Source organism: Zhongshania sp. (genome assembly GCF_041623545.1).
In the GTDB taxonomy this organism is placed as follows: Bacteria; Pseudomonadota; Gammaproteobacteria; order Pseudomonadales; family Spongiibacteraceae; genus Spongiibacter.
In genome coordinates this window covers 1-10,899 of sequence record NZ_JBFJWS010000091.1, presented here as the reverse complement: position 1 = coordinate 10,899, position 10,899 = coordinate 1, and the positions used below count along the sequence as shown (strand labels likewise).

General features: G+C 50.8%; 10 protein-coding genes. 3 read left to right on the top strand and 7 right to left on the bottom strand.

Annotation, left to right across the window (positions count from 1 at the left end):
• Both ABYT30_RS10095 and ABYT30_RS10090 read right to left on the bottom strand, forming a co-directional pair.
• Positions 1–1,439, bottom strand: a 1,439-nt coding sequence (locus ABYT30_RS10095; RefSeq protein ID WP_373096299.1) for an OmpA family protein, incomplete at its 3' end; no start/stop codon positions are given.
• A 204-nt stretch (positions 1,440–1,643) separates the two neighbouring features.
• Positions 1,644–3,059: an OmpA family protein gene (locus ABYT30_RS10090; protein WP_373096297.1), complete on the bottom strand. Its 1,416-nt coding sequence runs from the start codon at positions 3,057–3,059 to the stop codon at positions 1,644–1,646.
• Between the two features lie 25 nt (positions 3,060–3,084).
• Here ABYT30_RS10090 and yegQ point away from each other — a divergent pair, with 25 nt between their 5' ends.
• Complete coding sequence (gene yegQ / locus ABYT30_RS10085; RefSeq protein WP_373078750.1) at positions 3,085–4,422, top strand: tRNA 5-hydroxyuridine modification protein YegQ; 1,338 nt, start codon at positions 3,085–3,087, stop codon at positions 4,420–4,422.
• Positions 4,423–4,513: 91 nt separating this feature from the next.
• On the top strand, positions 4,514–4,897 hold the full coding sequence (locus ABYT30_RS10080) for a hypothetical protein (protein ID WP_373078752.1): 384 nt from the start codon (positions 4,514–4,516) through the stop codon (positions 4,895–4,897).
• 19 nt (positions 4,898–4,916) lie between these two features.
• On the opposite strand, the gene ABYT30_RS10075 is transcribed toward ABYT30_RS10080, so the two are convergent.
• From ABYT30_RS10075 to ABYT30_RS10065, 3 genes are read right to left on the bottom strand one after another with little or no spacing between them, the layout of a single operon-like run.
• Complete coding sequence (locus ABYT30_RS10075) at positions 4,917–6,062, bottom strand: GNAT family N-acetyltransferase (RefSeq protein WP_373096300.1); 1,146 nt, start codon at positions 6,060–6,062, stop codon at positions 4,917–4,919.
• 10 nt (positions 6,063–6,072) lie between these two features.
• Positions 6,073–6,954 carry a 4-hydroxybenzoate octaprenyltransferase gene (gene ubiA, locus ABYT30_RS10070; RefSeq protein ID WP_373078753.1) on the bottom strand — a complete coding sequence of 294 codons (882 nt, stop codon included), beginning with the start codon at positions 6,952–6,954 and terminating at the stop codon, positions 6,073–6,075.
• A gap of 60 nt (positions 6,955–7,014) precedes the next feature.
• Complete coding sequence (locus tag ABYT30_RS10065) at positions 7,015–7,575, bottom strand: chorismate lyase (protein WP_373078755.1); 561 nt, start codon at positions 7,573–7,575, stop codon at positions 7,015–7,017.
• Positions 7,576–7,776: 201 nt separating this feature from the next.
• On the opposite strand from ABYT30_RS10065, the gene ABYT30_RS10060 reads away from it, so the two are divergent.
• Positions 7,777–9,147 carry an FAD-dependent oxidoreductase gene (locus ABYT30_RS10060; protein ID WP_373096295.1) on the top strand — a complete coding sequence of 457 codons (1,371 nt, stop codon included), beginning with the start codon at positions 7,777–7,779 and terminating at the stop codon, positions 9,145–9,147.
• 178 nt (positions 9,148–9,325) lie between these two features.
• Here the strand turns inward: ABYT30_RS10060 and ABYT30_RS10055 are convergent, their stop codons facing one another.
• Both ABYT30_RS10055 and ABYT30_RS10050 read right to left on the bottom strand, forming a co-directional pair.
• Positions 9,326–9,745 carry a GFA family protein gene (locus tag ABYT30_RS10055; RefSeq protein WP_373078759.1) on the bottom strand — a complete coding sequence of 140 codons (420 nt, stop codon included), beginning with the start codon at positions 9,743–9,745 and terminating at the stop codon, positions 9,326–9,328.
• A 544-nt stretch (positions 9,746–10,289) separates the two neighbouring features.
• On the bottom strand, positions 10,290–10,899 hold a 610-nt coding region (locus tag ABYT30_RS10050), incomplete at its 5' end, for a PIN domain-containing protein (RefSeq protein ID WP_373096293.1).

Sequence of the window (10,899 nt, the reverse complement as noted above, 5' to 3'; positions counted from 1 at the left end):
TCCATCATAGGCTCATCCATCATTGGCTCTTCGTCAACCATGGGCTCGTCCATCATAGGCTCTTCGACTGCAGGCTCGTCATACATCATAGGCTCAACAGATACATCACTGTTGTCGCCAATAACCTTGAGCTCAACACGACGGTTCTGAGCGCGGCCGTCTTTAGTGTCGTTGCTTGCAATAGGCTGCTCTTCGCCGTAACCGCGCGCAGTCAAACGATTCGCTTCAACGCCGCTGCCAACCAAGTAGCTCTTAACTGACTTAGCGCGGTTTTGCGACAGGTTCATATTGTAGCTGTCGCTGCCAGTGCTATCAGTATGGCCTTGTAGCTCAACGTCAAAACCAGGTGAACTTACCAAGGTTTCAGCAACACCATTTAGAATGGTTTCAGCATTCATGGTCAGCTGGGCACTGTTCAGCTCAAAGTTTACGCCGCGCAGTATCACTGCCTGATCTTTGGCACAGCCATTAGACATAACCGCTTGACCAGCTGGAGTATCTGGACATGCATCGTCTTCGTCGGCAACACCATCATTATCGCCGTCTAAGGGGCAACCGCTAGCATTTACTTTGGCGCCAGCTGGTGTGTTCGGGCACTGATCAAGGTAATCCGCAACACCGTCGTTATCGCCGTCGAGTGGGCAGCCAACGCTGTCTACTTGAACGCCGCGCGGGGTGCCTGGGCACTCATCAATTTCATCGTGAACGCCGTCGCCATCACTGTCTTTTACGCCGTATTGAGCTTCGAAGAAGTTAAAGCGCAAACCAAGTTGAACGCTCTGGGCGCTGTATTCGGTTTCTTGCTCAATGGTTGACGATTTGAAGGTTGCATCTTCTGCAACGCTGTAGCGGTAGCCAGCATCAAGAGCCAAACGTGGCGTCAGGAAGTAAGTGATACCGGCACCCAGTTGACCAATGCTTACGTCGTCATCGGCATCGCCCATGTCGAGGTTAGCAACACCCAAACCAAAACCGATGTAGGGACGCAGACGCTCGCCAGCGGCGAAGTCATACCAAAGGTTACCCATCATCGAGGTAACTTCTAAACTGCCGTCGCTTGTCGTTGATACACCACCAGAAGTGATTTTATCAATGTCGTTCTCGCCCTGGCGGTATTCAAATTCAATACGAATTGGGCTAGCAAACTTATAACCAATGCTCACACCGTAGGCGGTGTCATTGTCGTAGCTGGTTTCAATATCAGCAGTAGCGCTAGTTGAGCCACCTAAAGCACCACCTAATAAACCGCCAATACCAGGAATAGCCGCAAAGCCACCTGGAGTTGTGGTTGCCGCAGTACCATCGGCATCAAAAACTTGATTGTAGAAGGCGTTACCGCCAACGTAGAAGCCAGATTCTTGATCTTCTGCCATTGCCGCGCCAGTTGCCGATGCTAAAATCACACCGGCAGCCAGAGCAGATTTCAATTGCTTGCTCATAAACATCCCCTGATCGTTAAAGTTATACCTCTCGCCAATACCCGAGGGGTTTTGGCGAGGGGGTCATTCTCACTTGCGCAATACTATCCATAGTAGTGCGAATTATCATTAAAAATGCGTGCACAATTAACGAATACGCAGACGCGCATGCTAAACCGGCAGAGCACCGTCGTAAAGCGTTGGCATTTAAAGTCCGGCTATAATTCACATTTTAAGGCGAATTACCTTTAAGGAAACCCGGCGATTGCGGGCACGTCCCTCACTGGTGCTATTGTCTGCAATCGGCATACTGGCGCCAAATGCCTGAATATCAATACGCTCAGCAGCCACGCCCAGATCAATTAGCGCGCCAGCTACTGCCCGCGCTCTGACCCGAGACAAACGGTAATTAGCCTCCTCGCTGCCACTGTTATCACTGTGTCCTTGAACGGCTAATCGGTATTGCGGTGAGGCCGCCATAACAGCCGTTACGGCCTCTAGCCGAGCGTATGCCTCAGCGCTTAAGCCAGTATCGCCAACGGCAAAGCGAATACTTTCCAAGGCAACGCTCTGCCGAGTCGCACAGCCATTGCGCTGCACCCGCTCGCCGGGAGCACTATTGGGGCATTGGTCCGCACTATTTTTGACGCCATCGTTATCGCTGTCCATGCAGCCATTACTATCAACCTCATTTCCCGCAGGCGTGAGCGGGCACAGATCAAGCGGGTCGATAATGCCATCGCCGTCACTGTCGGCGCAGCCATAGAGATCAACTACCGCACCCAGACGCGTCTGTGGACAGCGATCGTCGATATCGCTAACGCCATCACCATCGCTGTCTACGATCGCAGGCGCTTTTGCCGTGCCAAAGTGATAGCGCAAGGCCAACTGCCAATACTGCGCCCGCGATGGGCTATTGAAATCAAAGTTTGGCGTTTTGATTTCAATATCTGGGCCACGCAGGTACTGATAAGAAACATCGACTACCCACTGCGGGGCCACCGTCAATGCCAGGCCCGCGCCCGTGTGCACCGCCCACTGCCGCGCCGTTTCGCCAGATAAACTGGTCTGTAAGCCAGCAAGCCCCACGCCGAGATAAGGCCGAATTCTTGGTGTCAGTAGTGCAAAATCCCGCCAGACCGAAATACCCACACCGCGTCGCGCAATCTTTTCCGCGCTCGACGCCGCAGTAGTCGCAGTACCAGGTTTGAATTGCACGTCCTCATAAGAAAAGCTGCCCTCAACGCGCCAGTGCCTGGCAAAGGCCCGCCCAGCGCCAAACTTATAAGCACGGCCATCGCTGTAAGCACGCTGCTGAATATTGCTCGTGTTGGCTTGTGGAAATAATATGGATGACGAATCCGCCGTAGAATCGGTACTGAACACCGCGTCACCAGACGGCCACGACCAACCGTAGCCAAATTTTGCGTAATAGCCGTCGTCTGCTTGAGCGCCGCCGCCAAGGAACAGATATAAGCCTATTAATAAGGCAAGGCCACGCCAACTGCGTCTCTCTCGCAAACTCATACCCCACCACGACTGACTGCAATACTGCCTAGTATTGAGTGTATCCCTCGCCAGCCCTTTGACCAATAGCGCAGAATTAGGCGCTTTGCGATACCATACGCCCTCTGATTTCATTTTCTACGCCAAGGCAGTAAAAACCATGATCCCTGAACTCCTGTCCCCCGCCGGCAGCCTGCGCAATATGCGCTACGCCTTCGCCTATGGCGCCGACGCGGTCTACGCCGGACAACCCCGCTACAGCCTGCGGGTGCGCAACAATGAGTTTAAGGACCTAGACACCCTGCGCTCAGGAATGGAAGAAGCCCATGGCCAGGGCAAAAAGTTCTATCTGGCATCCAATATCTCCCCACACAACGACAAAATTCGCAGCTATTTGCGGGATTTAGAGCCCGTGATTGAAATGGGCCCGGACGCCCTGATTATGGCCGACCCCGGCCTAATGATGTTGGTGCGGGAGAAATGGCCGGAGCAAGTTATCCACCTTTCAGTACAGGCCAATGCGGTCAACTGGGCAGCGGTTAAATTCTGGCACCAAAACGGCATTCAGCGGGTGATACTTTCTCGGGAATTAGCACTGGACGAAATAGAGGAGATTCGCCAGCGTGTGCCCGAAATGGAAATAGAAGTCTTTGTCCACGGCGCGCTGTGTATAGCCTATTCAGGCCGCTGCCTACTCTCGGGCTATATGAATCACCGCGACCCCAACCAAGGCGCCTGCACCAATGCCTGCCGCTGGAAGTATCAGGCCCACGAGGCCAAGGAAGACGAAACCGGCGATATCGTCGCGGTGAATAAACCCGCGCCGGTACAAACCTATGTCCCCGAGCCACAGCCCGCCATCATCACCGAGCCGGTCTTATTACAGCAGGCCCAGCGGCCCGGTGAGTTTATGCCCGCCTACGAAGATGAGCACGGCACCTACATAATGAACTCCAAAGATTTACGCGCGGTACAGCACGTTGAGCGCCTGGCCGCGATGGGTGTGCACTCCTTAAAAATTGAAGGTCGCACTAAATCCCACTACTACGTTGCCCGCACCGCCCAAGTCTACCGTCGCGCAATTGATGACGCGGCCCACGGCAAGCCCTTTGATATGCACTTAATGGACGAACTCGACACCCTCGCCAACCGCGGCTACACCGAAGGCTTTTACCGCCGTCACCCGCCAAAGGAATATCAAAACTACGAGATGGGTTTAAACAATGCCCAGCAACAGCAGTTTGTCGGTGAAGTGGTCGACGCCAAAGATTCAGTTATCACCGTGGATGTTAAAAACCGCTTTGTCACTGGCGATACCTTGGAACTGATGCTGCCCGGCGGCAATACTCGTTTCCAATTAAAAACCCTCAGCGATAAACATGGTAAGGCCATCGATGCCGCGCCGGGATCTGGCCACCGCGTGCAAATCCCGCTGGATCAGCCGCTGCCAGAGTCGGCACTAAAATACGGCTTATTGGTCAAAGACATTAACGCTTAATAAACGGGGCAAGCGCGGAGATCGCGCTCTCTTTTCAGTACCAAGCCTAAGCTACACTGTATAACAACGACGACAAATAACAGGACAAAATATGGAACGGCAAAAGCTGCGCAATTTGCGAGGACTGGTGAACATTAGCCTACTAAGCATGGTGTTTGGCGCGATTCTCAATTTACTGGGCGATCTGCTCGGCAATAACTATGTGCTCATTATTGGCTTTTTAGTCGTGCTGGTTACCTTCTACTGCTACCGTCGTGCCGACAGCGAGGCCGCATTCAGTATGGCGTATTATTTATGGCGCTACCTCCCCACCTTAATTTTTGTTGCCATGCCTATTTTAATTTACTTATCCAGCACTGACGCGCAGTGGTCAATCGGCGAGATTGTGTTGCTCACCCAAATCGGCACCAGCTACATATTACCGATATTGTGTTTACTCTATGTTGAACGGGTATTAAAAAACGCTCAGCAATAGCTGACACATAAGGGAGGCGTCAATCGTCTCCCCGTTTAAAGGGCAGCATCGCACTGGCTTCACGTATATATTGGGCGATATGCAGTTTTTCCTCATCAAGAAAACGCGCCACCGCCTCTGAAAACGCCTTGTCGGCCAACCAGTGATTTGAATAAGTCACTATCGGCGTAAAGCCCCGCTGTATTTTGTGTTCGCCCTGGGCTCCGGGATCAAAATGCCGCAACCCTTCGCGCAAGCAATATTCAATACCTTGGTAGTAGCAGGCTTCAAAGTGCAGGAACTCGTACTCCCGCACACAACCCCAATAGCGCCCGTACAAGGTGTGCTGATCACGGAAATTTAGCGCCACCGCCACTGGCTCGCCCTGATGGCTAGCCACCACCATGACAAGGTGCTCCGGCATCGTGGCCGCTAATTGAGTAAAAAAGGCTTCAGGTAAATAACCGCCGTGACCACTGCGCTTGGCGTAAGTAAGTTGGTAGCAGTGGAAAAAGAAGCGCCACTGCGCCGCACTGATTTCACTACCCACTAACACCCTTAAGTCTAAGCCCTGCTCCGCCACCACCCGTCGCTCTTTGCGCAAGCTCTTGCGTTTGCGGGAACTAAAACTGGCTAAAAAACCCTCGAAATCACCGTAATCGCGATCAAACCAGTGATATTGGGGACCAACGCGCTGCATAAAGCCGTGATCCTGCCATGCGGCAGCCTTGTCGGCTTTCGAAAACAAGATATGTACTGAGGACATACCAAGATCCACGGCATGTTCCGGCAATGCCCGCGCTAAGGCCTGCATAACGCCTTCGCGCTCGGCCTCATCGGCCACACACAGTCGCGGCCCAGTAGCCGGCGTGAAGGGAATCGCCGCTAATAACTTGGGGTAATAAGATCGCCCATGACGCTGATAAGCATCAGCCCAAGACCAATCAAAAACATACTCGCCGTAGCTGTGGGTTTTGATATACATCGGCATTACGCCGATAACGCGACCCTCACGACGCGCCACGACATGGTGAGCTTGCCAACCTTTCTCGGCGGTTACCGCGCCGCTGGCCTCCAGCGCATGTAAAAATTCATAGCGCGTAAAAGGATAATCCACCCCCGCAACGCAATTCCACTGCTCCAAGCCCAGCTCAGCGATGGCGCTAATAAACTCCAATTCCACCATCAAGAGGGTCTCAAGCCGCCAACATAAAGTGCAGAACAATACCTGCAAAAATAACGGCGCCCACCCAGTTATTATTCAAAAAAGCTTTAAAGCAATCCTCGGGCACGCGATAGCGGATAAGGCGTTGCTGATAGACAAACAAACCACTGGCGGCAATAAGGCTAGCGTAGTAAATAAAGCTCATGCCAAAGCGCACACCGACCATCAACATAACAATAATTACGCAAACCTGAAGCATAGTGGTAATCGTCAGGTCGTCATCGCCAAATAAGATCGCCGTGGATTTAACGCCAATTTTTAGATCGTCTTCACGGTCAACCATGGCGTAAAAAGTGTCGTAGCACACGGTCCAGATCAACACCGCGATATAAATTAGCCACAGCGCTGGGGGCAGTGAATCGGTCTGCGCGGCAAACGCCATGGGAATACCCCATGCAAACGCCGCACCCAAGGCCAACTGGGGTAAGTGGGTGTAGCGCTTCATAAAGGGATAGCAAGCCGCTAGCAGCACTGCCACAAAAGACAGTAGCACCGTCAATTGATTAGTGAACAGTACCAAGGCAAAGGCCACTAAACACAAGCTGGCAAAAAGAATGAGCGCCTCTTTTTCACCAACTAAGCCCTGAGCAAAGGGCCGAAGCTTGGTGCGACTGACGTGGGCGTCAATTTTGCGGTCGGCGTAATCATTAATCACACAGCCCGCCGAGCGCATCAGAAAAGTACCAAGAATAAAAATCAGCAGGAGATGCCAACTCGGCACCCCCTCCGCCGCCAACCACAGCGCCCAAAGGGTTGGCCATAGTACGAGATAGGTACCAATGGGACGATCCACCCGCATCAATGCGAGATAGTGAGGGTATTGTTTTTTAAGGTGATCAAATAGCTGCTGCATTATCTACTCGCTCGTACTTTCGCTTGAGTATACCAGCTCAAATGCCCCTGACCGTATGCACTACCAAGGGCAAAACGCTGGCAGAAAAATCTCGCTCACCATAATAGGTCGTTGACTCAGCAAAAACCGTGACCGACGTCCCCACAGCAATTTGTCTGTATCAGGGCTTATACCTAGCGACAAATCAGCGCTAGGCAATTGGCAAATCTCATAGGGGTCCCGCGACATCATTGGATCCGTGAACAGCAAATGGCCCAAGGGCCGATTATCGAGGTGGCGCAGTCGCGCAAGTCGTCCAACAAGAGAGGTCGCGGGCATCACGCTGCGGGCAAAGACCCAGGGTTCATTGCGGCAGCAAAGCAAGACTTCGCGAACCAGCCCCCAGTCGCGATCCCCCATGCCCAATAAGCGCCGCTCTGATAATCGCGGTAACTGCCAGCGCTGTGACAAGACCTCAACGTGGAACTGCCCGTCAGAAACCCGCCGCAGGTGCGCAGTTAATGAGCCTGTATCCAATAGCCAGCGCGCATCTGTTGCTGGCAGGCGTGTCGCGGCCAGCTTTTTACAGCTTTGCCAGTGTGGCTCCGCGGTGTGGAACCGAGTTGCTTGAAAAGCGTACAATAGCGGCCTTCCAGGATTGTGATCGACAAAATAAATGGATTACGCCGCAGCAAACGCAGCATTTCAACCAGCGTGGCGGCAGAATGCGTGATTCACCTGCGACTTGCAAGTTCCAATATCGGCCGAATGGACCATGATATCGCGGGGCTTTTAATTTATGCTTCGCCAAATAGAAGCACTGTATTTTGAGGATGTAAGCGAATGAGTAAATGGGAATGTATAGTTTGCGGTTGGGTCTACGACGAGGCCGTGGGTGACCCGGATTCTGGAATCGCCGCCGGCACCCGCTGGGAAGACATTCCCGACGACTGGCTATGCCCTGATTGCGGCGTAGGCAAAGAAGACTTTGAAATGATTGAAAAGTCGGAAGAAAGCGCCCTCCCTCACCACGAAGAACCCGCCTCGGCCAGCGCCGAAGCCGCGATAGTCATCATTGGTACTGGCTTAGCGGGCTATGGCTTGGCGCGCGAAATTCGTAAATACGACAAAGACAGCCCGATTATTATGATCACCGCCGACGACGGCCGCGCTTATTCAAAGCCTATGTTGTCCACTGGCTTTACCAAGAATATGGACGCCGACGCCCTCGCCCAGAAAGATGCTGGCAGCATGGGCGAAGACCTCAACGCCAGTGTATGGACGCTGACCAAGGTCACCGCAATCAATACCACTGCCCAAACAATAACCATTGGCGACAAAGCAACCCAGGTTCACTACAAAAAGCTGGTACTGGCCCTCGGTGCCGATGTCATTCGGCCGCCGATTAAAGGTGATGCCCTAGAATACGTTTACTCAGTAAATGATCTACTGGATTACGACGACTTCCGCACCGCCGTCGCTAAAAACAATGTGAAGAAGGTCTGCATCATCGGCGGCGGTCTTATCGGTTGTGAATTTACCAATGACCTGCTCAACGGTGGCATTGAAATTGAAACCGTTGATCCTTTGTCGTACTGCATCCCTACCCTGCTACCTGAAGCAGCGGGCAAAGCAGTGCAAGCCGGGTTAGAAGCCAAAGGCGCAAAATTCCATTTCGGTCCACTAGTAACTGAAGTTAACAAAGCTGGCGATCAACTCGCGGTTAGCCTCAATAACGGCGACACCATTAACTGCGACTTGGTCTTATCGGCCGTCGGCGTTCGTCCGCAAATCAAACTAGCGCAAGAAGCTGGCATCACCGTAAACCGCGGCATCGTAACGAATCGCCTGTTAGAGACCAGCGTTGCGAATGTCTACGCCATGGGCGATTGCGCCGAAGTGGCTGGTCACGTACTCGTTTACGTTGCACCGCTCATGGCGCAGGCCAAGGCCTTGGCCAAAACCCTCACCGGCGACGCCACCGAAGTCAGCTACCCCGCCATGCCAGTAACCATTAAAACCCCAGCGTGCCCGGTGACAGTCAGCCCTGCGCCGCGGGATGTAGAAGGTAACTGGGAAATCGAGCAGGACGGCCTAAATGTTGTTGCGCGCTTTGTCGGCAGCAACGGCGAGCTACTGGGTTTTGCCCTAACGGGCGAAGGCACCAAGCAAAAAATGGCCCTACAAAAGCAATTGCCGGCGATAATGCCCTAGCGGAATGCATTTGTTGATATGAATGCCACGGCCCATAATGCCTTGGCATTTTCGATTGAAGCGGCTGCCACTAGGGCAGCCGTTTTTTTATTCACGCTATTGTTATTTTTATACAGCGCGGACCACTATCTACCGACCAGTCCGATCCGGTCGCTTATATTAAGCGGGAAACAACACCCTATTGCTCACTTTCAAAATGTGCGAAAACTTCGGCACCTGTCATATTATGTGTTTCGTTAGAAAAGCTATAATATTCAGGCTTTTCATCAATGAAAATTTGATGACTAAACTTAATCTGTAAACCGCCATCTAACAACCCAACTGGAAAATGGTATTGATCAGCTGGCTTTAAATAATAAAAAAGGCTTGTACCACATTTGTTACAAAACCCACGCTCTGCCCACTCTGAAGACTGATAACGAGTAATAGATGACTCACCATTTACGGCTTTAAGTATACCGCTATCAATTGCCAACATTGGCCCACCTAGCCAATTCCGACACATACTACAATGGCATGCAGCTATTTCTGCCTCAGGGCTTGCTAACTCAACCTCCAACTCAACCGAGCCACACAAACATTTTCCTTTAGCTATCATGTTTTATTACTCCTTCAACATTATTCATCGAAATTTTAAATACACATAACGCAGAGCTAACCGACAGTTTTGGAGAAACGAAGCGCCGGAAAATCAAGTGAAAACCGCGTATTTTTGCGGCTGCAGCAGTGCTTGAGCGTATTGTTATGTTTCATTGGCACTGACCAATCGTGTTAATTTGAACCCCAAGAATACACCAATTGTCCCCGCCGCTAATATTGACAATTCTGTTACATTTTTAAATAAATCATTGGGCCCTAATTTTATTAGAAGATAAAACGCATAGAGAATTAAACCGAACGACACAAGTACTACAAAGGAAGAAATGTAGTCAGTTCTATGATAGTGCCCGCAACTTGGACACTTAGTAGTATTGCTAAATAAGCCAAACGAAACGAGGTTTTCTCGATCAGTATAGTCATATTTTTCACAACAGCCTTTGCAGTAATCCATTACTCATCCTAAAATACAATGCCTGCAGCACGCGCTGCTTTGAAATGGAGGCGCAGCCGTAAAAAAAAATCTGTGCCTGCGATTTTTAGGGCTACGCCGGAATGTGATAAGTAACTTTGCTACCATTTCTCACTACAACCTTTCTTTTTGATAGTTCTTCGACCAAACTCGACAGCTCCTCCTCTTCAAGTTTTTTCATGAATAGTGAGTTTATTGAATTTGATAGGGTTGTTACTGTTCTAGGTTTAGCGTTGCCACGTGACTTTAGAAAATCCACAATAGCATCAAGACGTTCACTAGTTGATTTCGAGTTCGAAATTTTAAGTAGCGGTATGTCTGATACGTCTTTTTCTCGTTGGGCGTAAATTTTCTTAGTTTTTAAATGTCTGATTAGAGGATCAAATCCGGCATCTTTAGAAATAATATGGAAATAACAATTATCGTCTGTTGCCGATATTCGACCAATGTAGAATGCAATATGAAAATCGAGAGCGTTTGGGCCTTCACCATCAATTTTAATATACTCTGCATGACTACCAAGGCCCTGCATTGCAACTGCCAGATCAAAGGAGATTTTAGCCTGTTTGGAACCGACAAAAACCACAACCTTAAAGTCATGCCCCTTAAGAATATGCAGGTTCTTTGGTTGCACGTTTTCAAGATCAATTAATACGTAGTTCGTTTTCAACAACAGATTCCTT